Below are 26,815 nucleotides of genomic sequence, written 5' to 3' on the forward strand. Positions count from 1 at the left end.
AATTTACAAGTGTTTAATCTGTGCTGTGGTTTAGAAGTGAAGAGATGTAAATCTCAGAAAATATTTAAGGATTGCAATGAAAAAGAAGAATGTTTTTGATGAGTCTCCTAGCACTTATGAGGATATTGTTAATGAAAATATTTCTATGTCTGGTTTGGATATTACTTTTTTTACAAAATTAAAAATAGATGAATTTAGGCGTAGATTACCGTCCTTGGGAATTGGAGATAATCCTCGAATCTTGGACTTTGGTTGTGGGGTTGGAGAGACTCTAAAGTACCTGAAGGATCTTAGTAATGATGTGTGTGGTTTTGATATTAGTTTGGAAAGTGCAGACCTTGCTGCGAAACGAAATCCTGAGGTCTCCATTTTCTCAAGTTTGAAGGAATTGAAAAAGGAAAAAGAATTCGATATTATTGTGATTGTAAATGTTCTTCATCATGTGCCTCCGGAAGAGAGGGAGGAGTTTTCGACTCAATGTAGAAACTTACTTCGTAGTGGTGGATGGATCTTTGTATTTGAGCATAACCCCTTGAATCCTGCGACAAGATATATTGTTTCGAACTGTGAAGAGGATAAAGACGCGTCTCTTTTAAATCGTAGAGCGCTAGATAGTGTTTTCAGTAGTAGAGATTTTCAGTGCTCTAGTGTATCTTATATTGGTTTTTTTCCGTTTCGACCCAAGTTGTTTCGTGTTTTCGAGAGGTTTATGTTCTGGATACCATTTGGAGCACAATTTTGCTATCTCGTTCAAAAGAAGTAGTTTAGTTTTTAAGATGGGGGTTTTGTGAGAATTAATCAATCTACATTTTCTAATTTATGGCGATTGTTTCAAATTACTATTGGTGCGACTTTCGCTAAAAGAAGGCTGTTGAGAAGGTACTATAATAATGAAAGTTCTGTGCTTGAGGTGGGGTGCTCTTTGGGGAATCTTACTCCTGCTTTTGCTCCGTATCATAATATGACGTATTTAGGGGTTGATATTGATAGTAGGGTGATAGGGTATGCAAAGAAGTCGTTTCGAAATATAGAGAATGTCAGCTTTGTTTGTGCTGATCTGAGGAAAATGAGCAGGGAGGAGAAGTTTGACCTAGTTATGTTGCCAGGAATGTTGCATCATGTTTCTGATGAGTTATTGGTGGAGCTTTTAAGGTCTGCATGTGAACTTGTTTCTGTTGGCGGTAGACTTTTAATAACCGATCCTTTGGAGACTAGTTCTTCGGATCCTTTGATGTATAGAATTTTTATGAAGCTGGAGCAGGGTAAGTTTCTTAGGAGTAAGGAGGAGTTAGATAAGCTGGTCTCTTCTGCCGTTGATCTTGAGCTTTTATCTTCGGAAGTTGTGCCAGTTTATCCTACATTTATTAAAGTCCCTAAAGTCTGTGACTTTAGGGTTTATTATTTTCAGAAAAGTTAAGCCTATGGCAGTTGATGGTTTCACTTATTATTGAAGTTGGTCTTCTTTTTATTTCGGAGTAGATTCTTGTGATATACTCTGAGATTGTGCCTAGGCATATTAGAAGGAGGCTTCCTAGGATCAAGTTGAGAGATATAAGCATTAGGTAGCCCTCTGGTCCTTTAATGTTGAAGATATACATTAAGAGGAGGCTCAGAAACCAGAGAATATTAATCCCTGCTGTGACAACTGCAATTAGTGATAGAAACCTTAGTGGTTTGTGGGAGAAGGATGTTATAGCGAAAATAGCCCAGGACAGATAGTTATATAATGATTGGGTGGTTGTGCCGGAAAATCGTTTGTCTCTGTGGAATGGGACACATGTTTGCTTAAAGCCTACCCATGCTCTAAGTCCTCTGAAAAACCTCTCTTTTTCTTGGAGCTGGTTGATTACATCCACAACTTTTCGGTCTATGAGGGAGAAGTCTCCTGAGTCGTGAGGGATTTCGAAGTTTGAAAGTTTGTCCCAGAGTCTGTAAAAGAGCCAATAGCCGATTTTTCTTAGGAGCTTTTCGTCTCTACTTATTGCTTGGCCGTATACAACGTCGTAACCCTCTCTCCATTTGTCTATAAACTTTGGAATTACCTCTGGAGGGTCCTGAAGGTCTCCATCCATAAAGATGACACAGTCTCCAAGAGATTGTTTTGCACCTGTGTCATAGACACTCATTAATCCAAAGTTTCTACTGTGGTGTATTACTGTAAGCTCTGGGTGTTTATCAGCTAGAGAGTTCAGAACTTCTTTGGAGTTGTCTGGGCTTCCGTCGTTGATATAAATAACTTCATAGGTAAGTTGCTTGTCTTTAAGTGTTGACGATAGTCTGGCGTAAAGCTCTAGTATGTTTCCTTCATCCTTGTAGCATGGGACCACAACAGAAACGTCATAATGGGCTCTATTCATTGTCAATCTCTCGAATTTTTTTAGCTATGGATAGTTCATCAATTGCCGCAAGTCTCATTAGGTCTTTTTCTGATCCAGCTTTTTTTATAAACTCATCAGGTAGATTAAGTGAATTAAAAGATTTTATTTTTAATTGATTTTGTAGTACTTGATTTGCAATTAGTGATGATAGTCCTCCATTGAGAATGTTTTGCTCAAGGGTTAGTATTTTTGAGTTCTCTCCTATGGCTTTTAGTAAGCACTCTGTCGGAAATGGCTTAAGCTGGGTTATGTTGTATATTGATAACTTGCTATTTAATTCTGAAGATATGGATTCAAATGCTTTTGTGGCATAGTTGGTCATTGAGCCTGTTGTAAAAACTTGAATATGGTCATTCTGTGTCGATTTGTTTGTTAGGATCAAGTCAATTTCAATGATCTTGGAGTTAGAATTTTTGAGTGCGAACGGCTCAGATCGACCAATTCTTATGTATGAGGGTTTTTTATATTTTGCTTGATGTTTTACGGTTCTTTCTAGGTCAGACGGAGACATAATGGAGTATATGTTAATGCCTGCCATGGATAGCATCACGCCGAGATCTTCTACTGAGTGGTGCGAGCACCCTTGTGGTCCATATGCATATCCGGCACCTACACCAATTAGGGTAATGTCTTGTTGTCCGATAGATAAATGCATTCGCACCTGTTCTAGGCATCTTAATGTTACGAAGGGGCTCATAGAGTAGCATATGACGGACTTTCCTGTTCTAGCAAGGCCTCCTGCTATGCCAATCATATTTGCTTCAGAGATTCCTACGTTGAAAAATTGATCTGGAAAGTTTTCCTGTAGTTCTTCAAGGAGCATGAAGCCAAGATCTGCAGTTAGGAAAATTGCATCTTTATCATTTTTAAGTCTGTTGGAGATTGAGTTTAGGAGTGCATTTTTCATAGTCCAATCTCCTTTTTTACTACTTTTTCCAGCTCTTCAGTTATTGGTAGGTAGTGCCAGCTTAAAGAGTTTTCCATGAAGCTGATCCCTTTTCCTTTTGTTGTGTTTGCTATAATTGCAAGTGGTTTGTCAAAAGTGTTTGTTTCTAGGGCAAGGTTTATCGCATTTGTATCATGGCCATCAATGGAGATTGAGTGGAAACCAAAGCTTGTAAATTTTTGAGCGATATCTCCCATTGGTACAACGTCATCAGTTTCTCCAAAAGCTTGGAGCTTATTGTTGTCTATAATTACTGTAAGGCTGTTAAGTTTGTTCGCTCCTGCATATAGTGCTGCTTCCCATATGCTTCCTTCTTGAAGTTCTCCGTCTGAAACTACACAAATCGTTCTGTAGTTGTTTCCATTTAGGCGATCAGAGAGTGCCGAGCCGACAGCTACTGATAGCCCATGTCCTAGAGAGCCAGAGGTGAAAAAAACACCCTCTGGGAAGGGGTCACTGATAAAGGATGTAAAACTAAATTCTTTGTTGTGGTATTTCATGATGTCAGAGTCAGTCATATACTCAAAATATTTCAATGTTGCGTAAAGGCATAGTGCACCATGTCCTTTGCTAAGTATGAACTTATCTTTTCCACTTCTCATGTTGAAAAAAGAGCAAACGAGAATCTCAACCATTGATAATGCTGAGCTTATGTGTCCTGTCTTGCTCTGTAGGGCCATTCGGACGATGTCTTTACGAACTTGTTTGCAAGCGCTATTCTTATTCATTATAAAATACCTAGTTATGGACAATGGGTTAAAGATATCATTTTATTACAATAATAAAATGATTTTTTTTTAACTGATTGTATGGAAACTCTAAAAAATAGTTATGTTTAATGAGGGCTATCCGTCTAGTTGGAAAATAAGTTGCTAAATCTAGATTTTATTCTCGTTTCGAGTATTTTTACTTTGGTCGAAGTGAGAGTCCTAGGTTGGGGAAGCAGTGAGGATAGCTGGCTTGAAGGTCTAGTTTTGTAAACTTAAGTTGGTGGGGATTTATGAAGAGATTACTTTTTATAGAGCTAAATGAGGTCAATTTCTCATACGTAGAAAAATATATTGCTCTTGGGAAACTTGAAGGGTTTAAAAAAATTTTAAGTAAATATAGGCTTTCAAAAACTAGTGTTGAGGTGGATTATAGTGCTTGTGAGCCTTGGATTCAGTGGGTGTCTGCAAGAACAGGGAAGGCGTTCGAGGAGCACAGAGTCTTTCGCTTGGGAGATATTGTCAATACAAGCGAGGTTCAGGTATGGGAAAAGCTCGAGCGCGATAGGGGTTTAAGGGTGGGAGCAATTTCTCCAATAAATGGAAGGAACTCTTTAAGAAATCCTCTTTATTTTATTCCAGACCCTTGGACAAAAACCAAAGTAAGTGGAGGCTTTCTGGACCGAAAGCTTTCAGCTTCAATTGCTCAAATTGTAAATGACAATGCTCATCATCGTGTAGAATTGAGATCTTTATTCTTTCTTTTCGTTGGTTTTTTAAAGTATTCAAGATTTATAAACTATATAGAATACTTTAAAATTTTATCTTGCCTTAGGTCTAAAAAGTGGAATAAAGCGATGTTTTTGGACTTACTGTTAGCGGATATGCATATTTGCAAGGTAAAGAAATTGAGACCGGACTTTTCAACGTTATTTTTGAATTCAGCTGCACATATTCAACATCACTATTTATTCTCATCAGAGGTCTATGAAGGGAAAAATTATAATCCTGAGTGGTATGTACCAAGAGGGAAAGATCCGCTCTTAGATGTTTATAAGTTGTATGAGAGAATTATTTGTCAAACTTTGAGAGAATTAGAAAAAGGGGGGGATCTGATGCTTGCAACTGGGTTGCATCAGGATCCATGCTGTGAAAATATTTTTTATTATAGACTTAAGGATTATGAGTCTTTCTTTGAAGAGGTTAAGGTAGATTTCTTGCGTATTGAAGCAAGAATGTCGCGTGATTTTCTGATGGTATTTAAAGATTCCGCAAGGGCATTGGACGCTGAAAGAGCTATATCATCATTAGTTGCAAGCGCTTCGGGAGACCAAGTCTTCTCTGTTGACAATAGGGGAGATAGTTTATTCGTCACACTTGTATATGGAAAAGAGATTGTAGAGAATTTTAAAATTCATAACGATGAGAGTACTGTCTATAACTTTGAAAAATACTGTAGTTTTGTTGCGATTAAAAATGGCATTCATAATTCAGAGGGCTACTTTTTGGATACCACTTGTCAGGGAGGGGACTGCAGCGATTCCTTTCCGCTTGAACACGTATCAGAAAAAATACTTAACTACTTTTCTTAATAGGCAGTTATGAAAAAAATACTTTTCTTTGTTAATCCTCTAGCATTTTTTATCTCTCATCGGCTGCCAATAGCAAGAAAGGCTATTGAGCTCGGTTATGAGGTTCATGTTGCTTCAGGAACTACTGAAGGAAAAGACTTATTGTTAGAGGAAGGAATAGGTTTTCACTATATTCCTCTTTCCAGAAGTGGTATGCATATGCTTGAAGAGCTTAAATCTATATTTAGCATTTTTAGGCTCTATAAGAGATTATCCCCTGATATTGTTCATCATGTAACGATTAAGCCAATATTGTATGGAACTCTTGCTGCCAGAATGAATCGTATTCCTCTTATTGTTAATGCATTCACAGGTCTTGGCTATATCTTCACGCAAAAAGGATTTATATCATATGTTAGAAGATTAATCGTTATTGGGCTTTATAAACTTATACTTAAGAAAGATGGAATACTGAGTATCTTTCAGAATATGGATGACATGAGGTATATGTCTAGTTTGAATATTATTAAGAAGAAGAATTCATTTCTAATTAGAGGTTCAGGCGTTGATCTTGAGAAATTTTCTTATGTTGAAGAAGACAATAATGGCCCGTGTAGGGTTATTTTAGCATCAAGGCTTTTACGAGATAAAGGAGTTTTAGAGTTTGTTGAAGCTGCTTTATTGCTTAAAAACAAGAGGGCTGATGTTCGTATGATTCTAGTGGGAGAAGTGGATGAAGGAAACCCTTCAGCTATTTCAAGGACTGAGCTTGAATCATGGGTGAAAGAAGGAAGGGTCGAGTGGTGGGGTTACCGATCGGACATGAATACAGTCTTAGCTTCCGCAAATATAGTTTGCTTACCATCATATAGAGAGGGGTTGCCTAAGGTTTTAATTGAAGCTTGCGCCATTGGGAGGGCTATAGTTACTACGGACGTTCCTGGGTGTAGAGAAATTCTTTCTAATAATCATTCTAATGCTTTGCTTGTTGAGTCTCGGAGGGTGCTCCCGTTACTGGATGCGATTGAGGTATTGGTAGATGACTTTAACTTAAGGGTTAGTATGGGCCTTGCTGGACGTAAGCTTGCTGAGGAAGAATTTTCTATTTGCAAGGTCGTATCTGAAACAGTGAAAATTTATCAATCATCTAACAGTATTTAAGTTAAAGTTATTTTCTTTCTTAGAGTATTTTTAATGAAGGCAAGCGTAGGTTCTCTTTGGTACTGCATGTTAAATAAGTCTTCTCTGTAAGACCAGTTTTTTGCTGGGTTCAGTTGTATCATTAGTTGATCTCTGTGTTCGTTTGCATTTGGAATTCCAGCCTTGTGCATGCAGAGATTTGGTCGTACAAATAAAACTTTAGACTCTTTACCGTCAAATACAAGAGAAGGATTTTCTTGTAATTGTATGTTTGGTAAATTCTCTCCTCTCATGAATCCGTTACTTGTTAGACAAAGTGTTTCTTTGAGGGAAAGAGCTTGAAAAGGGCCTTTTGCGCTATTGATTGAACTTGGTAGACAAAGAATTTTTACACTGTTCTCTGTTAGAAGGGTGTCAGTGTGCCAATGATTTGCGTAAAATGATTTGTTCTGTAGTTTTTCGGGTAGAGAGTAAGTTCTGTAGTATGTTATAAAGTCGATGCTAAAAGGGCTGTTAAAAAAGCCTAAGAGCTCATTTTGGATCTGGCTATCTTTTAAAATAGATTTAACAAATGCCTTTAATGATTCTTCTTCGATAATTAATTTCGAAGAGTAATTTGAAAGTTTAAATTCTTCTTTTATCTTAAGTTTGTTTAAATTTATGTTTTCATTATAATGGAGGACAAATCCATTTTTTAGAAGAGGGCTGTTGGATTGATTTGAACTATTTTTAAGAAAATACAGTCGTTCAAGTTTACTAACTAGTGTGATGATATAAGAAATTAGTTTATACATATTTAACCTTTTAGTTATAGATAAATGTTTAAACATTGTCGCTGTTGTGTCAAGATTAGAGAGGCATTCACTCTATAAGGCTATGATGGAGAAGACAAAGTTAAAGTTTTTACTTTTATTTTTTTTACTTTTTATACTGTTAAACATTCTTGTTAATCAGCCATTTTTGGCAATTTCATATTTTCCTCGAACTGAAAGGTTAATTCTTGAGGGTGGTATACTGTTGGTGCTGTTTTTTGTGGGGGTCTGGGATAGGTCTTATACAGAGTTATTGCTAACGGTCTGTGGTTTTGTTTTAATGTTAGCGACTTGCTATATTTATAGTGAAGACCCTTTTAGGTATATAGGATCTGCAAATAAGTTAGCTTTTGGTCTTCTGTTTTTTTCATTTGTTGGGTCTAGAGTGTGCCTTTTGAAGTGGTTCAGTGGGTTGTGGATTGTTGTCTGGATTGCTATTGGTTTTTGGACCATTTTTGGGAGCTGGTATTATTTTTTTGATCCTCAACAGTTGCCAGTTGTCAACTTTTCTAGTGTAGATAAATTTGCGAATTATCCGTATAAAGTCTCTAGGTTTGGTCATTTTATAATTGAAAATAAAGTATTTGGCTTGTTCATTGGTCGGAATACTGGAGTTTTTTTTGAACCAAATCAGCTTGGTTTCTTTGCGTGGCTAAATTTCTTTTTTGCTGAGTCTGCTTGTAAGAGTAAAAAGTGGAAACTGAGATATCAGCTATTGAGTTTAGTAATAGGTCTGTTGTCATTTTCTCTTGCTTTTTATGGAATGGTATTTTTGGCTATCGTCTCTTTTCTTGTGTTGAAGATCAAGAGGAGGGAGCTTAGGGGGTATGTCTTTTTAGTATTAATCCTTATTGTTCTGCTTTGCCTTAATCTGTATCAATTTGAAGAAACTCTTATCGGATCTGTTGGGAATCGAATCGATCGCTTTCGTGGGGGGGTGTCAGTATTGAGGGGGAACTCTATTGTTAGTTTCTTTTTAGGAAATGGCTTTAATGCTCCATATTTGTATATGCCATTTTCTTTTTCGAGTGGATATTTCGACTTACTTGCAATTAAAGGCTTTTTATTCTTCTCTCTTGTTTTTTATTTTATATTGAGAGTCACCTGGGGTGATCTTGGCTTGATGCTTTCTTTGTTTTTATATTTTTTAGTAACTAATCCATTTCAATATTTGCTGTTCTATTTTTTGATCGTACTTATACATTGCCTTAAGAGTAGTAAGAATACTTACTTTAAGCAAAAGTTATAGACAATATTTTCGTATAAAGTATTTGTCACTCCTGTAGATTCTTGAGATTATATAAATAATTAATAATAGTTAAAGGTTTAGTGATGCGTAAAGTTTCCGTTATTGGTTTAGGTTATGTTGGTTTCCCCGTGGCTGTTGCTTTTAGTCGTTTTGGGCAAGTTATTGGATTTGATATTAATGAAACTCGGCTTAAAGAGTTGAGGGCTGGATTTGATAGTACTAAAGAGCTGACGTCTAAAGAGTTAGAAAGTTTAAATATTAAGTATACTTCTGATGTGAATGAGATTTCTGAAGCAAATTTTCATATTATTGCTGTACCTACTCCTGTAAATAAGGCTAAGCAGCCTGATCTGTCTCCTTTGATATCTGCCTCCAACCTAGTTGGTGGAGTTTTGAAGGCTGGAGATATTGTCGTTTATGAATCAACGGTTTATCCAGGAGCAACTGAGGAAGACTGTATTCCCGTTCTTGAGAAGGCATCTGGATTAAAAGCTGGACATGATTTCAAAGTAGGGTATAGCCCTGAGAGGATAAACCCCGGAGATAAGAAGCATACCCTTGAATCTATTGTTAAGGTTGTTTCTGCACAGGATAGAGACTCATTAAAGGTTCTTTCTGAAATGTATTCCAAAGTAGTAAGTGCAGGTGTTTATGAGGCAAGTTCGATAAAAGTGGCAGAAGCGGCTAAGGTGATTGAGAATTCTCAGAGAGATATAAATATTGCATTTGTTAATGAGTTGGCTATTATTTTTGAAAAAATGGGTATTAACACTCTAGATGTTTTAGAGGCTGCAGGAACAAAATGGAACTTTTTGAACTTTAGGCCTGGCCTTGTCGGTGGCCACTGTATAGGAGTTGATCCTTATTATCTTACTCATAAGGCTGAGCAGCTGGGGTTACACCCTGAGATAATTCTTTCGGGAAGGAGGATCAATGATAGTGTGGGGAAGTTTGTTGCAGAAAAAGTTGTTAAACAACTTATTCATGCGGGAGTTCCCATTAAGAATTCTCTTGTGACAATCCTAGGGTTGACCTTTAAGGAGGATTGCCCTGATTTGAGAAATACTAGGGTTGTAGATATTATTGACGAGCTGAGGGATTATGGAGTGAAGATACAGGTGCATGATCCTGAGTGTTATGTTGATGAAGCTTTTCGGCTTTATAAAACTCCTGTCGTGAGCAAAGAGCAACTTTCTGAATCTAATGCTCTTATTGTTGCAGTGGCTCACTCTGAATATACAAAGTGGCAGAGACTGGACATTGAAAAGCTTGCTGGGAATAGTGGTATTATTTTGGACTTAAAAGGTGTTTGGAGGAATAGTACTATTTCTACTTCTTTTGAAAACTATTGGAACTTGTAATGAGTGAATTGACAAAAATTTCAAAGCTCTTAAGTCAGAAAGAGAAAACATGGCTGGTGACGGGCTGCGCTGGATTTATAGGTTCGAATTTGATTGAGTTTTTGCTTTCTTCTGGACAGCGGGTAGTAGGGCTGGATAATTTTTCAACTGGCCGGAGAGAGAACCTGAGTGATGTTGAGAAAAGTGTTGGGAGTGAAGCCTGGTCTTGTTTCAGCTTTATTGAGGGGGATATTTTAGATCTTGAGACTTGCAAGAGGGCTGTTGCTGGAGTGGATTATGTTTTGCATCAGGCTGCATTGGGGTCAGTCCCAAGGTCAATCAAGGATCCGTTGAATTCTCATAACTCTAATGTTAACGGTCAGTTGAATATGCTTTGGGCTTCAAAGTTATCAGGGGTTAAGAGTTTTGTCTTTGCTTCAAGTAGTTCCGTGTATGGTGATCATCCAGCTTTGCCGAAGGTTGAGTCTGAGATTGGAATGCAACTTTCTCCTTATGCTGTGACAAAGCATGTAAATGAGTTGTATGCAAATGTGTTTTTTAAAAACTATGGATTGAATACTGTAGGGATTAGGTATTTTAATGTTTTTGGTAAAAGGCAGGATCCTAATTCTGTTTATGCTGCAGTAATTCCTCGGTGGGTGAAGGCAATGTTAAGCGATGAGAAGGTCGTTATTTTTGGTGATGGAGAGACGAGTAGAGACTTTTGTTATATAGATAATGTTGTTCAGATGAATATCCTTTCTGCTTTGTCTCAAGAAAAAGCTGTTTTTGGAACAGTCTTTAATTGCGCTTGTCATGATAGAACAACTTTAAATAAACTATTTTTTCTAATAAAGAGGGAACTAGTTAAGTATGATAGTTCCTTGGCTGATATAGATGTGGGATATGGGGACTTTAGGGATGGGGATATTAGACATTCTCATGCAGATATATCTAAAGCAGCCGATCTACTTGGTTATTCTCCTTCTCACATGGTTGAGGAGGGCCTTATAGAGTCTATTGATTGGTACTATAAAAATTTAAAATAGTGAGTTAGTTGATGTGTGGAATTCTGGGCGTATTTTCTCCAAAGTTTGAAAAGTTTGAATATGAAAAAGCAGTATTTGAGAAAGCTCTAGCTTCTATGTCTCATCGCGGTCCAGATGGGAGTGGTATAGAGTATTTTAAAAGCGCCATTATGGGTCACAGTAGATTGAAAATTTTAGATTTGTCATCAGCTTCATCTCAGCCAATGCTCTCTTTTGATAAGAGGTTTTGCCTAGTGTTTAACGGAGAAATTTATAACTACATTGAGTTAAGAGATGAGTTATGTCGAAAATATAGTGTCAAGTTTAGGTCAACTGGTGATACTGAAGTTTTACTGCTGGGGTTAATTCATGAAGGAGTACGTTTCTTAGATAAGTGTAATGGTATGTTTGCATTCTCTTTTTATGACATTGTAAAGGAAGAGATGATTATTGCTAGGGATCGATTTGGAATTAAGCCCCTTTATTACTCACAAGAGGGGGACATCTTGAAGTTCAGTTCAGAAGTCCCACCATTGTTAGAAATATTAAAGAAAAGAAAGAGCGTGAATATGAGCGCTGTATCTTCTTACTTATCTTTTCGTTATCCGATTTGTAATGATACGTTCTTTGAGGGAGTAAGTTCTTTAGCTCCTGGGCATTTTATGCTTATTAATAAAAAAGAAATTAAAATTAAAAAATACTATGAATTTGAAAGTTGTTACTTTTTACAAGATGAAGATCGTGGAGAAGACTTTTACCTTAACGAAGTATTAAGGCTACTCTCTGACGCTGTCTCCCTTCGGATGAGAAGCGATGTTCCTTATGGTGCTTTTTTGTCTGGAGGAGTTGATTCCAGTTTAATTGTTGCATTGATGTCTAAGTTATTGAGAGAAAATAAGGGTCGTATTAATACTTATACAATAGGTTTTCCTGAAGAAGGTTATAATGAGCATAGGGAGGCTAATCTTACGGCATCCAAGTATCAGACAAATCACCATGCCTTACATATGGGGGATGAGGAGTACTTTAGTATAACGAAGGAGCTTATAAAGAAGAAGGGCTCCCCTTTGTCTGTCCCTAATGAAATTCCACTTTTTATGATGTCTAAAGAGTTGAAAAAAGAGATAACTGTTGTTCTTTCAGGAGAAGGTGCAGATGAAATATTTATGGGTTATGGAAGAATTTTTAGAAGCCCGTTAGATTTCAATAGGTATAATAGTGAAGGTAATGATGGGCTTAAGCAGAGCCTTCTTATGAAATTTAGGAAAGAAGACTTTGAGACTAAAGCGAAGTTTTTTTACGAAAACTATTGTTACATAAAAGCTAGAGAGAAGAAAAAGATTTTCAACCTTGATAATGTAGATGTTGAATTGATTGAAGAAGAGCTCTTTTCTCAGTTTGAGCCATTCTTTAGGGATAATGGTCTCTCTTTTGAGAACCAGATTTCATACACTTTTTCTCAGAAGCACCTGCAGGGGTTATTGATGAGGGTGGATAGTTCAACGATGCAGGCTTCTGTTGAGGCAAGGGTGCCATTTGTTGATCATAGGCTTGTGGAGTTCGTTGCTCAAATTCCATTGAAATATAAATTGAGGTGGATAAGTGATGAGAGTGAGTTAAAGGCTCAAAATAGGCCTTCATGGGATATTTCTGAAAAGCTCGATCGCCCGAAGCATATTCTTAAAGAATTAGGTAAAGGTCTGGTTGTGGATGAAGTTTTAAATAGAGTTAAACAAGGGTTCCCTGTTCCTCTTCATAAGTGGCTGGGGGGGGATATGAATGGTTTTGCTAGAGATATTTTACTGAGTGAGTGCTCTGAAAGAATGGGAGTTTGGGATATGAGTTATCTTAAAAAAAACCTGGATAAATCATCTATAGAGTCAAATCATTCTGAAGGTTTGAAGATTTGGATGATGCTAAATTTTAATATCTTCTATGAGAGCTTTTTAGGCTAATGGATAATAAGGAGCTTTTTCATTAGGAAAATCTTACGTATTAGTACTTATCCAACCAGCCTGTTTCCCGGAGCAGGTTACCATCCCTATAAAATAACTAAGTTGGATTCTAAATCATTTGTACATTATGTTTCTCCTCGTTTAGATGGTGAAAAATTTAGTGTGCCTTTAAACTGTAGTCATGTGTCGGTTTGGCAGTGGATGAGGGCGAGGCCCAGAGGTCGAGGCTTTCTAGACTCTGTATTACATTCCTTCTTGAGATCTTTATCTATCTTATGGATAAGTATTGTATCTATTACTATCTTAATAAGATACAGAATTAGAGTCGTTCATGTTCACTCGCCAATGTATTTAATAGTTGCATTATTCAATAAGGCTGTAGGAGGGGTAAACTATATTACATTTCATGGAAGTGACTATTATCGAGTTAAGAATAAATGTTGGTTTAGGCTTTTTTCAAAGTGTATTTGTAGAGTATTTTGTATCTCTCCTCAGATGATCGATGGTATGAGTAATATATTTGGAGAGTCAAGGGTACATATAGTACCAAACGGTATTGATTCAAATCTGAAAAACAATGAAGTAGTAAAAGATAGAGAAGGTTTTTTGGGTGTCGGTTTTCTTAAAAATGAAAAAGGGTTTTCATTTCTTATTGAAGGGTATGCGAAGTTTGTTGGGGAGATGAAGTCTTTAAAGAAAGAATACCCCAGACTAAGGATTGCTGGCGAAGGTTACTTAAGAGGTGATCTCGAAGAATTGATTAAAAAGCTTGGACTCTGTGGAGATGTTCTTCTTTTAGGGCATTTGGACATAGATAAAATGAGTGCTGAGTATCTGAAGTCAGAGTTCTTTATTTTATCTTCTGTATCTGAAGGTTTTCCTAAGGTTGTTCTTGAGGCATTTAAGAGTGGGTGTAAGGTAGTTTTGACAAATGTTGGGTCTTGTTCAACTATTGTAGGCGATGAATATCCATTTTTAATTAATCATAGTAGCAGTGATGAGATATCTAAGGCTTTGGTCTCAATAGTTGATGATCGATCTTTTGACTTTAGGGGTTTAAGAAGAGATGTTTTGTTTAAATATAGTTGGGAGAATGTAATGAGTAAGTATGATGATCAGTGGAGTAATGATGTATTCGATGCATGAGGTTAAATCAAGATCTCGACGTGAAAACTATAAAGATAATGCAATTTTGCACTTTTTTAGTGCACACGTTTCAATTTATTTTACATTTATTTTTGTAAACTTAAAAATGTCTGCAAATGCAGTTACAGTCCTTTTTTTTCTAACAGGGTTTTCAGGTATTCTTTTTTTAAGTAGTTTTGAGGGAAAGGTTGCTTCTTTATTTTATTTAGCCTGGAGGTTACACATAATCTTCGATATTTGCGACGGAGAAGTTGCTAGATTTTTTAAAAAATTCACTCTTAATGGTGTGTATTGGGACTATATGATACATAGTTTACTATACCCCCTTTATGGAATAGGTATCTGCATTCACTATTATATGTCTTTTTCAGATGTTCAGTTTTTGTATCTTGCGATAGGTTATAGTGTGACAGGAAGCTTTTTGAGTGGAGTTAAGAATAATTATAGTCGCGCCCTGCATGAGAAAGGGATAACTAAAGAGAGTTCTAAGGTTCGAAATACAGCAAGGGGTAAAAAGCTTTATATATTTAACTTGGTATCTGCTAGTGTTGGTTTTGAAGGCTTCTTATTAGTAAACTTTGTATTGATATTTTTTAGTTATAGCTCTGCAGGCATTATTAAGTATACCCTTTTCACTTATTTACTTACGCATGCAATGATTATCGCAGTTAAATTTTTGTCTCTCTCTAAGAAGGGACAGTACCTTGCTCGTAACTAGTCAGCCTTGGGGAGGAAGTATGAAGAAGGAAGTTGTAGGATATACTACAGGTGTTTTTGACTTGTTTCATGTTGGACATGTTAACCTACTTAGGAATGCAAAGTCGATGTGTGACAAACTTATAGTGGGGGTTTCTGTTGATGAGCTTGTCAGTTATAAGAATAAAACCTCCGTAATTAAGTATCCAGAAAGAGCTGAAATCGTAAGGTCTGTAAGATACGTTGATTTAGTTGTTCCTCAGATTGATATGAATAAGCTTGATGCATGGGAAAAGTATAAGTTTGATATTATGTTTGTAGGAAGTGATTGGCAGAATACCGATAAATGGAATGAAATTGAGAAGGCTCTTGGAGAGAAGGGTGTGAGAGTAATTTATTTCCCTTATACCAGGGGAGTTTCTTCAACACTTATTAACGAGATATTAAAGGAAAGACGTGAAGACAAATAAAAATAGAATCATTTCCTACTTACTTATAGCTTCTCCATTTGTATTGTTTTGTAGTTTGGGAATATATTCTTCTTTTATTCAAAAAAAAACTGAGGCTAATAAGCAAAAAATAGTTGAGATTGGATATGGAGGTTCTCGGAAGATAGATTTGATAAACTTCTTAAGATCGAGAGATGTTTTTGATGAAGTTTACTTTAGTGAGTTTGGAAAAAAAGCAGGCATTACAGATTATAGAAACTTTATTAATAATATTTCATTTGAAGAGTCATTACTTGCAGAGTCAGATACTTTAAGAGTGGTTTGGAAGAAAAATAGCCTATTAAAAGATAATTTTTTTAAGTCATATTTAAACCTACTTTATAAACATGGTGAGGTTACAAATAGACCTTATCAGCAGGTATATTTTAAAATAGATCAAGACCTGTATAATTTTGATAATCAATACCCTTATTGGTTGCTTGCTTACTTAAAGTCTTCCCAGTTTAAAAAATGTATCCTTAGACATGGTGATCATTCAATAGTCGAGGCATTATTGAGAATGATTTCCTTTATGGAGATATCTGGAGCTGTGGGAACTACTGGAACGATTAACACTTCAAGCTTTGATATTCCTAAAACTAGTGAAGCAATGAGGATGCTGACTGAGATGCAGAATTGTATTCAGTTAGAATTCTTAGCGTGGGGGGAGAAGTTCTCTATAAAAAGAATCGTGGGGATAAAAATAGACGAGCATGCTGTTACCTTGGAGCCATCGTATGGAGAAGTTGTTGATTTTCAAATTGGTCGGAATAGTTTAAACTCTCTTGATAACTTCCTATCGGTCAATAGTCGAAGGAAGTTTAGATGTGTAAGGCAACTTGGGAGCAAAAAAACTTTTTCTCAAATAAAGATACAATATCTAAAGAAAGGAATTGCTCTTTATTCAACTCGTTACTTATCTCCTCAGGGGATGGAATTCTTGAAGAAGGTGGCAGAGAAGTGTCCTGGAGATGTGACTTTCTCACTTGATACTAAGGCGATTTTCTTAGGTTATGAAGGAATTGAAAAAATAGTCTTTGGGCACTTCATAAAATCTAGTCGAGGATTGTATTACATATCGGAAATTAGCACATCGGAACGAGAGATCGTTAAAAGTAAGAAATTTAATTTGAGGAAATTCTTTTTATTTTCCTTGTTTGGGATACTTATTAGTTTTATTGTAGGACTCCTCCGTGCTAGAAAAATTCACAGATAATAAAATCGATCATATCGGATTTATTATTTATCTTGTCACTGTATTGGCCAGTTTGCTCTTTGATCAGTATGATTTGTTGCCGATTGTAAATTTTATTTTTTTTGTATGTTTTTTAGTACGCTTTTATCGTGTCTCAAGTGGTTTTTTCTCATTTGAATTTATTTCGTCAATTGCTTTCTTTTTCTACATTGTTACTTCTCCTTTTGGGAAGAAGGTTTCTTTTAGTTATTTTTCAGAAGAAGTATATTATAGTTCCTATGTGACTGCGACCTTGGCAATTGCTTCTTTCATCTTTTTTATGCTGATATATAAATTCAAGTATCTTTTTTATAAGCAAAGCAAGCCTAGTATATCATTAAAGTTGTCGAGTCTTTATATTGCATATTTTGCAGTTCTTAGTGTGGGCTATTTATTTTTATATCTGCAGTATAATAAATATGGAGGGGTTGAAGCGTCTTTCTCTTTGGTAAGGGCAAGCAAAGTAGGTTTTGCAATGAAGAAGTCTAGTAATTATCCATATGATTTATTTTTCTATTGGGGAACATCTGTTTCAATGGCAATCTTAATAAGTGTTTGTAATAAAAAAAAATCACTTAAGTCACAGTTTTTTCATCTACTCCATGTTTTTTTTCTACTTCCTGTGTTGGGATTATGGCTAGCTGAAGGCGAACGTTCATCACTTATGTATGTAGGTATTATTAGTGTTGTTATGTTTGGAGCTCTTGTGAAGCAGATTTTGTTGAAGCTACATCATGTTGTAGTGTTACTTTTTTGTTTTTGTACTTTTTCAATTCTTGGACATTATAGGTACTGGTTAACTAGAGCAGTCGCAAATAAAGATTTTAGTGAGTTAATCAAAGGGTTTTCACATATTAAGTTGGGGTGGATATTTCCTGCTGAGTTTTCAGCAATAAACTTCTCATTAACTGGAAGTATCTTTTTAGATAGGCCTTTGTTATTGGGCGAGTCCTATGTGCAGTCGTTGTATCAGTTAGTTCCTCGTTTTTTATATTTTGGGGTAAAAAAGCCATTGGCTTTGTCTCAGTCTTTTGGAGGAGAGGTTAGAGCTCTTACGGAGTTTCCTCAAAACTTTGGTGTGGGAATGTCTCCACTTGCTGAAGCATTTATTAATTTTGATGTCTTGGGTGTAGTCTTTGTGATTTCTCTTTGGTGTTTATTGATTCGTTTCTATAGGGAGGCAATGTCAAAACCTGGAAACCCAATTGTTACATTGTTTGTTTTTGTGCTCGCTCCTATGTCATGGTTTTTTTATAGGATCCCATTCTCTACATTACTGAACTACTTTTTTAGAAATTTTTGTATAATGATATTCGTTTTTCTTGTTGTAAAAGTGGGAGAGCACCTTCTGGAAAAGAGTGAAAAAACTCATGTTTGAAAAAGTAAGTACTAATTTCTTGTGGTCTCTTTTTGGGCGGGTTTTATATGCTATATCGCAATGGTGTCTTGTCGTTATAATTCTAAAGTTAGGAAGTATTAAGATCCTAGGTTTGTTCGGGATTGTTATGGGAATATCGTCTCCTATTTTTGCCTTTGCAAATCTAAATATACGATCTCTATTAGCTACAGATTTTAAAAAAAATAATAGCCTTGAGGACTATTATAAAACTCGTTTGTTAACTTCAATCTTTGGAATTTTACTTTTAATAATTTTGACTATTTTTTATGATACTTCGTTAATGGAGCTTATGTTTGTTGCTGCAATTGTTAAGTTGTTTGATGCTATAAGTGATTTAAATCAAGGTGTTTTTCAAAAAGTTGAACGATTAGATAAATCTGCGTATTCTCTCATAATAGCAACAGTGTTATCCGTAAGTATTAGTTCTTTGAGTTTATATTACTTTAAGTCATTGTTACTATTCTTACTTAGTTTAGCTTTGGTAAAGCTAATTGTTATCGTTGTTGAATTTTTCATGATGAGTGAATTAGGTATTAATATTTCTTTTAAAGAGGTGTTGAGGCAACCTTTCTTAGAGTGTAGACAGAAAAAAATAATTTTGAGTTCTGTTCCTCTGGGGATAACAGCGTGTCTGGTCTCATTAAACTCGAACATACCTAGATATTTGATAGACAAATTTCTAGGGGCATCCCATTTGGGAGTTTATGTAGGTATTGGATACTTCTTAGTTGGTGCAGCAGTTATTACTGTGGCAGTAAAGCAGGCTGTTATCTCTAGACTTGCTGAACTTTGGCATACAAATACAGATAAGTTTGTAAGCTTTGTTTTAACCTTATGCTTTTTATCTGTTTTTGTAGGTTTTGTCGCGATTGTTTTGAGTATCACATTTGGAGATATGGTTCTAAAGGTAATTTATGATGACAGCTTTGTTGGTAATTCGAATCTTGTGGCACTAATGTTTTCAGCAGCAACTCTAATGGCCGTATATTCCTTTGTAAACGCTTCTTTAACTGTAATGAGAGTTTTAAAGCCGCAAGCATTTATATCAATGATAAGTATATTTCTAAGTTTCTCAGTAGGTGTGATCTTAATTCCTAAGTTTGGAATTATTGGGGCTGGCGTATCTGTTAATATTGGTAGTTTTGTTTTCTCGCTGAGTTCAGTAGTTATTTTTTATAAAAATTTACAGAGGACGGTGACTTCATAGTGCTGAGCTCGCCTTTCGATGAACACCTTTTTTTTTTATTTTAGAAAAAAAGCGGGTAAGTAAGGCAATGTATAAGATATTTAATGTTATCAAAATATTAACTGAAGTATCTTGGAAGTAATATGTCATTAACAATGAGATAGCACTTATTGTAACCAGTAGAGCTGTTGATTGATGGTGGCTTAAGCCACAATCTGTTAAAATGTGGTGAAAATGATTTCTGTCAGGGGAGAATGGAGATACTCCCTTGGTAAGCCGTATAATAAGTACTCTCAAAGTGTCAGCTATTGGAACAATTAAAATTGAAATCACAATTGCCGGTGAAGATAAAAAGTTGACCTGAATTTCTGTATTTATTGCAGATAACTCAATCGCTTTAATTGAAAAAATTGAAGTCATCATCCCAAGGATCAATGACCCTGTGTCGCCCATGAAAATTCTCGCTGGTGTTCTGTTGTAATAAAGAAAGGCTAATAAAGAACCAAGAAGTGAGAATGCAAAAGTTGAGTAGTGGTAGCTTTTAATAATTAAGAAGAATGACCCAAAGGTCAATGTTGAAAAAATTCCTATTGAGGCTGCTAGAGTATCTATTCCATCAATTAAATTTAATGCATTTGTGATACCGATTATTGTTATAAGTGTTATTATTACACTTATTGAGTAAGGGATCTCGTATATGTTGAAGACTCCGTGAAGACTAGATAGTCTAATGTCTGCAAAAAATATTAGGATTAGCGAAGATATTATTTGTGCGACTAGTTTTTTGCGAGCACGTGTATTCAAAATGTCGTCTTCTATTCCAATAAAGAACAGAATAGCAAGAGATGAAAAAATATATTGCTGGTTAAAGAAACTGATATTTATGGGGTTAAGGTTAGTTGAAAGTAGAAATGATGCAAAAATTGCTATTCCGCCGAGTGTAGGTATTGATGATTTGTGTTTTTTGCGGCCATCGGGTTCATCAAAAAGATGCTTTAATTTTGCAATTTTAATAATTGATGGAATCATAATATAACATATCAAAAAACTTAGTAAGAATGAGATAATTATACTTGTTAACGGTTTCATTTTTCCTCTATTGATCCCTGAATTCTATGTGCGAATGCGTCATTTTGGGAAGTTGTAAAAAAGACACCTTTATTTATAGTATAAGAAGTAAAGGTTATCTATAAATAAATTAAAATATATATTCACAACCGGCTATTGGGTTTAGTGTATTTGACTCAAGAGACTTCGACAATTCATGCAAAGAAAGATAGTCTCTAGTGATAACTTTTCGGAGAAGTAATGTTGAATAATAAAGCAATTTTAATAACTGGTGGAACAGGCTCGTTTGGTAAAGAGTTTGTTAAAACAATTCTTAGGAATTACCCTGGGGTGAAAAGGCTCGTAGTATATTCACGCGATGAGCTAAAACAGTCGGAAATGGCTCAAGAGTTCTCTGCGGAGAAGTATAAGGCAATTAGGTACTTTATTGGCGATGTAAGAGATGCTGAAAGGCTTAAGATGGCTTGCGAAGGAATCGATGTGATTATACATGCAGCGGCAATGAAGCAGGTCGTTGCTGCGGAGTATAACCCAATGGAGTGTATTAAGACGAATGTACTTGGAGCGGAAAATGTTATTAATGCGGCTTTAGCAACAAACGTTTCTGATGTTGTTGCGCTCTCTACTGATAAGGCCGCTGCACCTATTAACTTGTATGGTGCAACAAAATTATGCTCAGATAAGCTTTTCGTTGCTGCCAATAACATGAAAGGTTCTCGAGAGTTAAAGTTCTCAGTTGTCAGGTATGGAAATGTTCTTGGTTCTAGGGGCTCTGTAATTCCTTATTTTTTGAAAATGAGAGAGACTGGAGAGTTGAGTATAACTCATGAAGAGATGACTCGTTTTAGTATCAGTCTTCAAGATGGTGTTCAGTTGGTTTTAAATGCAATAGATAAGCACTGGGGTGGAGAGATTTTCATTCCTAAAATTCCTTCTTATAGAATCACTGATGTTGCTAAGGCTATAGCGCCGGACGCAAAGATTAATATTATAGGTATTAGGCCAGGTGAAAAACTTCATGAGGAGATGATCACTGAAACGGATTCAATCAACACGGTTGAGTTTGATGATCATTACGTAATACTGCCTTCCACTCCAATTTGGGATGTCGATGAATTCGAGAAGTTGAAAAAGGGGAAGAGGCTTGATTATGGGTTTAAATATAACTCAGGAACTAATGATGAATGGCTTACTGTTGCGCAGATTAGAGAAGAGATTAGACTTCATGTAGACCCATCTTTTGAGGTTTAACAAATGGACAAAAAGATTCCTTATGGCAGGCAAGAAATTTCTAAAGAAGACATAGATCTAGTTGTTTCTACTTTAAAATCAGACTTTTTAACTCAAGGGCCAAGGGTTGTTGAATTTGAAAACGCTTTTGCCTCCCAAGTAAAAGCAGAGTATGCACTATCCTGTTCGAATGGAACAGCCGCTCTCCATCTCGCAATGATGGCTTTAGATTTAAAGCCTGGGGAAAAAGTTTTAACCACATCTATTACTTTTGCAGCCTCCGCTAACTGTGTTTTGTATCAGGGAGGAGTCGTCGAGTTTATTGATATTTCATTAGATGATTATCTATTAGACTTGGACTTACTTGAGAGGCATCTCTCTGGCTCTGATGATAAGTATGCCGGAATTATAGTGGTGGATTTTGCTGGCTTTCCTGTAGATCTTGAGAGGTTGAGAAAAATAGCTGATCAGTACGGAATGTGGATTGTTGAAGATGCATGTCATGCTCCTGGAGCAAGTTTTACTGATTCAAAAGGTGAAGTTCAACCAGTTGGCGGCTCTAGATATGCGGACTTAACTCTATTCTCTTTTCACCCTGTTAAGCATATTGCTTGTGGTGAAGGTGGTATGATCACGACACATAGGAATGATTTATTTAAAAGACTCGAAATGCTTCGTTCACATGGAATTACAAAGAATAAGAAAGACTTATTGAATCAGTCGATGCCTGCATGGTTTCACGAGATGCAGGAGCTTGGTTATAACTATAGAATTTCCGATATTCAGGCCGCACTTGGACTATCACAACTTACAAAGCTAGAAAGTTCAGTGAGAAGGAGAAATGAGATAGCTAAGATCTATCTTAAAGAACTAGCAAGCCTTCCTCTAGTGTTGCCAAATATTCCAGATGAGATTGTTCATGCCCTACACCTTTTTGTTGTAAGGACTTCAAGAAGAGATGAGCTATATTCATATTTATCGTCTAAAGGAATATTTACTCAAGTTCACTATATACCCGTTTACCTTCATCCTTATTACAGTAAAAAGGGCTATGAGAAAGGTTTGTGTCCTGTTGCTGAAGAGTACTTCGATGGTTGCTTAAGTCTTCCTATGTATCCTTCAATGTCCAGTGAAGATATATCATATGTTGTAAAAGTGATTGTAGAATTCTTTAGTGAAGTGGATGATTAATGTTTAATTTAGAAATGAGGCCTGCCTGCAGTTCAGATGTTGAAGTTTACTATGAATGGGTAAATGATGTGGATGTTAGGAGGAATTCATTCAATTCTAATGAGGTTAAGTTCGAGGACCATCAGAGATGGTTCAACTTAAAGTTAAATGATGCAAATAGTGAGCTATTGTTGTTCTTGATAAATAGTAACCCTGTTGGACAGGTTCGTATCGAAGTTACTGAGTACGGACTTATTAACTTTTCTATTGATAGGGGACATAGGGGACTTGGACTTTCCAGTAAAATGCTAATTGAGTCTTCCAATTATTTCTTCTCTAGGTTTGGGGAGAAGCTTAGTTTAGTTGGCTTTGTAAAAAAAGAGAATATTCCATCTCAAAAAGCTTTCAAAAAAGCTGGTTTTGTGGAGATTGATTTAAAAGATAAGCTTAAATATGAATTGAGGAAGGTATGAAGTTTATAGAAATTAATGGCCGAAAAATTGGTTCAGAATTTGCTCCATATATAATTGCTGAAGTATCTGCAAATCATAATGGAGACTTAAATAAAGCTTTAAAGCTTATTGAGATAGCTAAAGACAGTGGAGCCGATGCTGTTAAGATTCAAACATATACTGCAGACACAATGACTGTTGATAGTGATATGGAGGACTTTCAGATAAAGGGTGGATTATGGGACGGATATACTTTGTATAAATTATATGAAGAAGCTCACACACCATGGGATTGGCATAAGCCAATTTTCGAAAGAGCTAAAGAGCTGGGAATAACTGTTTTTAGTACTCCTTTTGACGAATCATCGGTGAACTTTTTGATGGACTTAGATGTACCTGCATTTAAAATTGCCTCCTTTGAGATGACTGACCTTCCTCTTGTCGAATACATTGCAAAACAAGGGAAGCCAATAATTATGTCAACAGGAATGGCTTCACCTGAGGAAATAGAAGAGTCAATAAATGTAATTAAAAAATATAATCAACAAATCATCGTATTACATTGTGTAAGTGGTTACCCGACTCCGATAGATCAATCTAACTTATCTACCATTAAAGAAATATCTAAGAGGTTTGATGTTGTGTCGGGGCTTTCTGATCATACATTAGGAACAGCTGCTTCTGTAGCCGGTGTAGCTTTAGGTGCTTCTGTAATTGAAAAGCACTTTACTGAAAGTAGGTCTGAAAAAGGTCCTGATTCGGAGTTTTCTTTGGAGCCTTCAGAACTTGAGAGTCTAGTAAATGAGACAAGGTCAGTGTGGAACTCCGTGAGATCAACACCTTTCAAAAGAGAGTCTGCAGAAAAAGTAAATTTAAAATTTAGAAGATCGATTTACTTTGTAAGAGATCTGGAAGAAGGGGAAGAGATTACCCTTGATTCAGTTAAGAGAATTAGACCAGGTTATGGACTTGAACCGAAGTATTTCAATGAAATAATTGGCAAAAAAGTTTTGAGGAAGGTAAGCAAGAATACTCCAGTAAAACTACTTGATATAGATATGGGGAAGTAGCAATGTTAGGAGTTATTGAGTATGGAGCTGGGAATATAAGATCTGTCTTAAATGCTTTAGATTTTCTAGGTATTGAATCCTTAGTTATAAACAATTGCGAAGATTTTGATAAAGCTTCTCACCTGATTTTACCTGGAGTAGGTGCTTTTGGGCACGGAATGCATGAATTGCAAAGGCTTGGCTTTGTAAACAAAATTTTAGATCATGTTAATAATAAAAAACCGTTACTTGGTATATGCCTAGGGATGCAATTACTATTTGAAAAAAGCTATGAACAAGGAGAGTTCGAAGGCTTAGGTATTTTAAAAGGAGAAGTCCTACCATTTTCTAAAGTAATTGATGATCTTAGAGTTCCACACGTTGGCTGGAACGAATGTAAGCAGTCTAAGGATTCACATTTCAATGTAAATGAGAGTTATTATTTTACTCATAGTTATTACTGCGCACCCTCTAATCAAGAGGACATCTTGTCATCAACGGAATATGGAGTAGAATTTACTTCATCAGTGTTAAGTGACAATGTCTTAGGCTTTCAGTTTCATCCTGAGAAAAGTCATCATGATGGCTTAATGTTGTTGAAAAAATTTCTGGAAATGTGATGTTAAAAACTAGATTAATACCTGTCTTGAATATTATGAATGGCCTAATTGTAAGGAGTGAAGACTTCATAACTCATCAGAGTATGGGAAATGTTGTTAATCAAGCATCACGATATAATGAGTGGAATGTTGATGAATTAATTTACTTAGATATAAGTAGAGAATTTAGCTATGACTTAGGAAGAGACGATCATAAAATCTCAAGGTATTCAAATATAGAAGAAATTATTCAAAGAATTGCTAAGGTATGTTTTATGCCTCTAGCCTTTGGTGGTGGAATAAAAAAAATTGAGGACGTCGATTTAAGAATAAAAAATGGTGCAGACAAAGTGATAATTAATACTAAGGCTTTAGAAGATTCTAGTTTTATTACAACTATTTCTAATAAATATGGAAGTCAGGCAGCTATTGTATCAGTTGATTATCGAATAATAGATGGTCAGGCAATGGTGTTTGATAACTTTGGAAGTATTCCTACAAATAAGAAATTAGTGGACTGGTGTCGTGAGATTGAGTCTTATGGAGCTGGTGAAGTGTTCATTAACTCTATTGATAGAGACGGAAAAGCCAACGGCTATGATATTGAAAATATTGCTGAGGTAGTTGATGCTCTAAAAATACCTGTGATTGCCTGTGGTGGAGCAGGCATTGTTGATGATTTTTTAGAGCTTGCAGAAGATACGAATGTTTCAGCAATTGCAGCTGGAAACATCTTTCATTTCACTGAGAATGCATATCCAAGAGCAAAGAAGTTTTTAAAGAGGGAAGGAATAAATGTTAGATAGTAAGTATAGTAAAGAACCTGCCAAAATGAAGTATTGTTCAAGTTGTGTTTACCCTGGTGTGTCCGCTACGCCTTTAACCTTTGATGAAAAAGGTCTTTGTTCTGGTTGTAGAACATCTGGTCAAAAGTCCGAAATCGATTGGGACAGAAGAGCAAAGCAGTTTGAGAAACTCATTAATAGATATAAATCTAAAGATGGAAGTAATTATGATTGCATTATCCCTGTGAGTGGAGGAAAGGATAGTTATTTTCAAATTCATATAATTAAAAAAGTATACGGGCTAAATCCTCTACTTGTTACATATCATGGAAATAATTATACCCCTACAGGGATGAAAAACCTTTTAAATATGAGAGAGGCGTTTGATGTTGATCATATTTTCTTTACTCCTAGTATAAAAGTTTTAAAGGCGATGAATAGAATCGGTATGGAAATGATGGGGGATATGAATTGGCATGGGCATGCGGGAATATTTACATATCCTATTCGCGAGGCTGTGCAAAAGAGAGTTCCACTAATGATTTGGGGAGAGCATGGCTTTATGGACTTAGGTGGTATGCACTCTTACAATGATCTTGTTGAGTTTACATACAGATATAGACATGAGCACTGCTTGAGAGGATATGAGTGGGGAGACATTCTAGAGAAGGGTCTGGAATATGGAGAGGATCTTAAGAAGAGTGACTTTATACCTTGGATGTATCCTACTGATGAAGAAATTGAAGATGTAGGTGTTCGAGGAATATATATATCAAACTTCTTTAAATGGGATGCAAATGAACATGGACCTCTTATGATGGAGAAGTATGGCTTTTTAGAATCTGAGGAGCCGTTTGAAAGAACATATAGAACAATGTCCAATTTGGATGATATGCATGAAAACGGTATTCATGATTATATGAAGTATATTAAATTTGGATACGGACGAGCCACTGATCACGTTTGTAAAGATATTCGTTCTGGTAAAATGACTAGAAAAGAGGGAATAGAGATTGTTCGCAAAATGGATCCGATAAAGTCTAAGGATTTATATCGATGGTTGGAATATGTAGGTTGGTCGGAAGAAAAGTTTGATGAAGTTGCAGATAGATTTAGAGATCCTAGAGTATGGTGGAAAGATTCTAATGGTGACTGGAAGAAGCATAATATTTGGGATGATTAAGTAG

At 35.9% G+C, this 26,815-nt stretch carries 26 protein-coding genes; 21 read left to right on the forward strand and 5 right to left on the reverse strand.

Going from position 1 to position 26,815, the window contains the following annotated elements; translation table 11 throughout:
- Positions 1–76 precede the first annotated feature (76 nt).
- Complete coding sequence (locus tag BMS_RS16580) at positions 77–763, forward strand: class I SAM-dependent methyltransferase (protein WP_014243045.1); 687 nt, start codon at positions 77–79, stop codon at positions 761–763.
- A 24-nt stretch (positions 764–787) separates the two neighbouring features.
- Positions 788–1,417, forward strand: a complete 630-nt coding sequence (locus BMS_RS01645; protein WP_014243046.1) for a class I SAM-dependent methyltransferase — start codon at positions 788–790, stop codon at positions 1,415–1,417.
- Here the strand turns inward: BMS_RS01645 and BMS_RS01650 are convergent.
- From BMS_RS01650 to BMS_RS01660, 3 genes are read right to left on the reverse strand one after another with little or no spacing between them, the layout of a single operon-like run.
- A complete protein-coding gene (locus tag BMS_RS01650) occupies positions 1,389–2,357 on the reverse strand; it encodes a glycosyltransferase family 2 protein (RefSeq protein WP_044557174.1) in 969 nt (322 codons plus the stop codon). The two genes, BMS_RS01645 and BMS_RS01650, sit on opposite strands and share 29 nt — an antisense overlap.
- Positions 2,350–3,285: a transketolase family protein gene (locus BMS_RS01655; RefSeq protein ID WP_014243048.1), complete on the reverse strand. Its 936-nt coding sequence runs from the start codon at positions 3,283–3,285 to the stop codon at positions 2,350–2,352. Before BMS_RS01655 ends, BMS_RS01650 begins: the two co-directional genes overlap by 8 nt.
- Positions 3,282–4,052: a transketolase gene (locus BMS_RS01660; RefSeq protein ID WP_044557175.1), complete on the reverse strand. Its 771-nt coding sequence runs from the start codon at positions 4,050–4,052 to the stop codon at positions 3,282–3,284. Before BMS_RS01660 ends, BMS_RS01655 begins: the two co-directional genes overlap by 4 nt.
- Before the next feature lie 272 nt (positions 4,053–4,324).
- On the opposite strand from BMS_RS01660, the gene BMS_RS01665 reads away from it, so the two are divergent.
- Both BMS_RS01665 and BMS_RS01670 read left to right on the forward strand, forming a co-directional pair.
- A complete protein-coding gene (locus BMS_RS01665) occupies positions 4,325–5,623 on the forward strand; it encodes a hypothetical protein (RefSeq protein WP_014243050.1) in 1,299 nt (432 codons plus the stop codon).
- A gap of 9 nt (positions 5,624–5,632) precedes the next feature.
- Positions 5,633–6,763, forward strand: a complete 1,131-nt coding sequence (locus tag BMS_RS01670) for a glycosyltransferase family 4 protein (RefSeq protein ID WP_014243051.1) — start codon at positions 5,633–5,635, stop codon at positions 6,761–6,763.
- Here BMS_RS01670 and BMS_RS01675 read toward each other — a convergent pair.
- Positions 6,760–7,536 carry a hypothetical protein gene (locus BMS_RS01675; protein ID WP_014243052.1) on the reverse strand — a complete coding sequence of 259 codons (777 nt, stop codon included), beginning with the start codon at positions 7,534–7,536 and terminating at the stop codon, positions 6,760–6,762. The genes BMS_RS01670 and BMS_RS01675 overlap by 4 nt on opposite strands.
- An 82-nt stretch (positions 7,537–7,618) precedes the next feature.
- Between BMS_RS01675 and BMS_RS01680 the strand changes: the two genes are divergently transcribed.
- The 10 genes from BMS_RS01680 to BMS_RS01725 all read left to right on the forward strand — a co-directional run bounded on the left by BMS_RS01680 (position 7,619) and on the right by BMS_RS01725 (position 19,296).
- On the forward strand, positions 7,619–8,803 hold the full coding sequence (locus BMS_RS01680; RefSeq protein ID WP_157868211.1) for a hypothetical protein: 1,185 nt from the start codon (positions 7,619–7,621) through the stop codon (positions 8,801–8,803).
- 83 nt (positions 8,804–8,886) lie between these two features.
- Complete coding sequence (locus BMS_RS01685) at positions 8,887–10,164, forward strand: nucleotide sugar dehydrogenase (protein ID WP_044557177.1); 1,278 nt, start codon at positions 8,887–8,889, stop codon at positions 10,162–10,164.
- Positions 10,164–11,192 (forward strand): SDR family oxidoreductase, encoded by a 1,029-nt coding sequence (locus BMS_RS01690; RefSeq protein WP_044557178.1) that lies wholly within the window; start codon positions 10,164–10,166, stop codon positions 11,190–11,192. Before BMS_RS01685 ends, BMS_RS01690 begins: the two co-directional genes overlap by 1 nt.
- A gap of 11 nt (positions 11,193–11,203) precedes the next feature.
- Positions 11,204–13,126 carry an asparagine synthase (glutamine-hydrolyzing) gene (gene asnB, locus BMS_RS01695; protein ID WP_044557179.1) on the forward strand — a complete coding sequence of 641 codons (1,923 nt, stop codon included), beginning with the start codon at positions 11,204–11,206 and terminating at the stop codon, positions 13,124–13,126.
- A gap of 201 nt (positions 13,127–13,327) precedes the next feature.
- Positions 13,328–14,272, forward strand: coding sequence for a glycosyltransferase (locus tag BMS_RS17775; RefSeq protein ID WP_075053413.1), 945 nt, complete (start codon positions 13,328–13,330; stop codon positions 14,270–14,272).
- Positions 14,235–14,990: a CDP-alcohol phosphatidyltransferase family protein gene (locus BMS_RS01705; protein ID WP_014243058.1), complete on the forward strand. Its 756-nt coding sequence runs from the start codon at positions 14,235–14,237 to the stop codon at positions 14,988–14,990. The genes BMS_RS17775 and BMS_RS01705 overlap by 38 nt, the downstream gene beginning before the upstream one ends.
- A 19-nt stretch (positions 14,991–15,009) precedes the next feature.
- A complete protein-coding gene (locus BMS_RS01710) occupies positions 15,010–15,438 on the forward strand; it encodes an adenylyltransferase/cytidyltransferase family protein (protein ID WP_044557181.1) in 429 nt (142 codons plus the stop codon).
- A 148-nt stretch (positions 15,439–15,586) separates the two neighbouring features.
- Positions 15,587–16,672 carry a hypothetical protein gene (locus tag BMS_RS01715; protein ID WP_157868212.1) on the forward strand — a complete coding sequence of 362 codons (1,086 nt, stop codon included), beginning with the start codon at positions 15,587–15,589 and terminating at the stop codon, positions 16,670–16,672.
- On the forward strand, positions 16,650–18,068 hold the full coding sequence (locus BMS_RS01720) for an O-antigen polymerase (RefSeq protein ID WP_014243061.1): 1,419 nt from the start codon (positions 16,650–16,652) through the stop codon (positions 18,066–18,068). Before BMS_RS01715 ends, BMS_RS01720 begins: the two co-directional genes overlap by 23 nt.
- The gene (locus tag BMS_RS01725) at positions 18,061–19,296 is read left to right on the forward strand and encodes an MATE family efflux transporter (protein ID WP_044557182.1); all 1,236 of its coding nucleotides are present in this window, start codon (positions 18,061–18,063) and stop codon (positions 19,294–19,296) included. The genes BMS_RS01720 and BMS_RS01725 overlap by 8 nt, the downstream gene beginning before the upstream one ends.
- Here BMS_RS01725 and BMS_RS01730 read toward each other — a convergent pair.
- Positions 19,291–20,304, reverse strand: coding sequence for a glycosyltransferase family 4 protein (locus tag BMS_RS01730; protein WP_157868213.1), 1,014 nt, complete (start codon positions 20,302–20,304; stop codon positions 19,291–19,293). The two genes, BMS_RS01725 and BMS_RS01730, sit on opposite strands and share 6 nt — an antisense overlap.
- Positions 20,305–20,583: 279 nt before the next feature.
- On the opposite strand from BMS_RS01730, the gene pseB reads away from it, so the two are divergent.
- From pseB to BMS_RS17710, 7 genes are read left to right on the forward strand one after another with little or no spacing between them, the layout of a single operon-like run.
- Positions 20,584–21,594: a UDP-N-acetylglucosamine 4,6-dehydratase (inverting) gene (gene pseB, locus BMS_RS01735; protein ID WP_014243064.1), complete on the forward strand. Its 1,011-nt coding sequence runs from the start codon at positions 20,584–20,586 to the stop codon at positions 21,592–21,594.
- 3 nt (positions 21,595–21,597) lie between these two features.
- Entirely contained in the window at positions 21,598–22,764 is a 1,167-nt protein-coding gene (pseC, locus tag BMS_RS01740) for a UDP-4-amino-4,6-dideoxy-N-acetyl-beta-L-altrosamine transaminase (protein WP_014243065.1), read from the forward strand.
- Positions 22,764–23,216, forward strand: coding sequence for a GNAT family N-acetyltransferase (locus tag BMS_RS01745; RefSeq protein WP_014243066.1), 453 nt, complete (start codon positions 22,764–22,766; stop codon positions 23,214–23,216). The genes pseC and BMS_RS01745 overlap by 1 nt, the downstream gene beginning before the upstream one ends.
- On the forward strand, positions 23,213–24,265 hold the full coding sequence (gene pseI / locus BMS_RS01750) for a pseudaminic acid synthase (protein ID WP_014243067.1): 1,053 nt from the start codon (positions 23,213–23,215) through the stop codon (positions 24,263–24,265). The genes BMS_RS01745 and pseI overlap by 4 nt, the downstream gene beginning before the upstream one ends.
- Positions 24,266–24,267: 2 nt before the next feature.
- Positions 24,268–24,864 carry an imidazole glycerol phosphate synthase subunit HisH gene (hisH, locus tag BMS_RS01755; RefSeq protein ID WP_014243068.1) on the forward strand — a complete coding sequence of 199 codons (597 nt, stop codon included), beginning with the start codon at positions 24,268–24,270 and terminating at the stop codon, positions 24,862–24,864.
- Positions 24,864–25,649 (forward strand): imidazole glycerol phosphate synthase subunit HisF, encoded by a 786-nt coding sequence (hisF, locus tag BMS_RS17705; RefSeq protein WP_044557183.1) that lies wholly within the window; start codon positions 24,864–24,866, stop codon positions 25,647–25,649. The genes hisH and hisF overlap by 1 nt, the downstream gene beginning before the upstream one ends.
- Positions 25,639–26,811, forward strand: coding sequence for an N-acetyl sugar amidotransferase (locus BMS_RS17710; RefSeq protein WP_014243070.1), 1,173 nt, complete (start codon positions 25,639–25,641; stop codon positions 26,809–26,811). The genes hisF and BMS_RS17710 overlap by 11 nt, the downstream gene beginning before the upstream one ends.
- Positions 26,812–26,815 lie beyond the last annotated feature (4 nt).

Source organism: Halobacteriovorax marinus SJ, from assembly GCF_000210915.2.
Lineage (GTDB): Bacteria > Bdellovibrionota > Bacteriovoracia > Bacteriovoracales > Bacteriovoracaceae > Halobacteriovorax > Halobacteriovorax marinus.

Excerpts from the sequence above, each read along its gene's own strand:
- BMS_RS16580 (WP_014243045.1), top strand. The coding sequence starts at position 77 with ATGAAAAAGAAGAATGTTTTTGATGAGTCTCCTAGCACTTATGAGGAT.
- BMS_RS01650 (WP_044557174.1), bottom strand. The coding sequence starts at position 2,357 with ATGAATAGAGCCCATTATGACGTTTCTGTTGTGGTCCCATGCTACAAG.
- BMS_RS01655 (WP_014243048.1), bottom strand. The coding sequence starts at position 3,285 with ATGAAAAATGCACTCCTAAACTCAATCTCCAACAGACTTAAAAATGAT.
- BMS_RS01660 (WP_044557175.1), bottom strand. The coding sequence starts at position 4,052 with ATGAATAAGAATAGCGCTTGCAAACAAGTTCGTAAAGACATCGTCCGA.
- BMS_RS01665 (WP_014243050.1), top strand. The coding sequence starts at position 4,325 with ATGAAGAGATTACTTTTTATAGAGCTAAATGAGGTCAATTTCTCATAC.
- BMS_RS01670 (WP_014243051.1), top strand. The coding sequence starts at position 5,633 with ATGAAAAAAATACTTTTCTTTGTTAATCCTCTAGCATTTTTTATCTCT.
- BMS_RS01675 (WP_014243052.1), bottom strand. The coding sequence starts at position 7,536 with ATGTATAAACTAATTTCTTATATCATCACACTAGTTAGTAAACTTGAA.
- BMS_RS01680 (WP_157868211.1), top strand. The coding sequence starts at position 7,619 with ATGATGGAGAAGACAAAGTTAAAGTTTTTACTTTTATTTTTTTTACTT.
- BMS_RS01685 (WP_044557177.1), top strand. The coding sequence starts at position 8,887 with ATGCGTAAAGTTTCCGTTATTGGTTTAGGTTATGTTGGTTTCCCCGTG.
- BMS_RS01690 (WP_044557178.1), top strand. The coding sequence starts at position 10,164 with ATGAGTGAATTGACAAAAATTTCAAAGCTCTTAAGTCAGAAAGAGAAA.
- asnB (WP_044557179.1), top strand. The coding sequence starts at position 11,204 with ATGTGTGGAATTCTGGGCGTATTTTCTCCAAAGTTTGAAAAGTTTGAA.
- BMS_RS17775 (WP_075053413.1), top strand. The coding sequence starts at position 13,328 with ATGAGGGCGAGGCCCAGAGGTCGAGGCTTTCTAGACTCTGTATTACAT.
- BMS_RS01705 (WP_014243058.1), top strand. The coding sequence starts at position 14,235 with ATGATGATCAGTGGAGTAATGATGTATTCGATGCATGAGGTTAAATCA.
- BMS_RS01710 (WP_044557181.1), top strand. The coding sequence starts at position 15,010 with ATGAAGAAGGAAGTTGTAGGATATACTACAGGTGTTTTTGACTTGTTT.
- BMS_RS01725 (WP_044557182.1), top strand. The coding sequence starts at position 18,061 with ATGTTTGAAAAAGTAAGTACTAATTTCTTGTGGTCTCTTTTTGGGCGG.
- BMS_RS01730 (WP_157868213.1), bottom strand. The coding sequence starts at position 20,304 with ATGATTCCATCAATTATTAAAATTGCAAAATTAAAGCATCTTTTTGAT.
- pseB (WP_014243064.1), top strand. The coding sequence starts at position 20,584 with ATGTTGAATAATAAAGCAATTTTAATAACTGGTGGAACAGGCTCGTTT.
- pseC (WP_014243065.1), top strand. The coding sequence starts at position 21,598 with ATGGACAAAAAGATTCCTTATGGCAGGCAAGAAATTTCTAAAGAAGAC.
- BMS_RS01745 (WP_014243066.1), top strand. The coding sequence starts at position 22,764 with ATGTTTAATTTAGAAATGAGGCCTGCCTGCAGTTCAGATGTTGAAGTT.
- pseI (WP_014243067.1), top strand. The coding sequence starts at position 23,213 with ATGAAGTTTATAGAAATTAATGGCCGAAAAATTGGTTCAGAATTTGCT.
- hisH (WP_014243068.1), top strand. The coding sequence starts at position 24,268 with ATGTTAGGAGTTATTGAGTATGGAGCTGGGAATATAAGATCTGTCTTA.
- hisF (WP_044557183.1), top strand. The coding sequence starts at position 24,864 with ATGTTAAAAACTAGATTAATACCTGTCTTGAATATTATGAATGGCCTA.
- BMS_RS17710 (WP_014243070.1), top strand. The coding sequence starts at position 25,639 with ATGTTAGATAGTAAGTATAGTAAAGAACCTGCCAAAATGAAGTATTGT.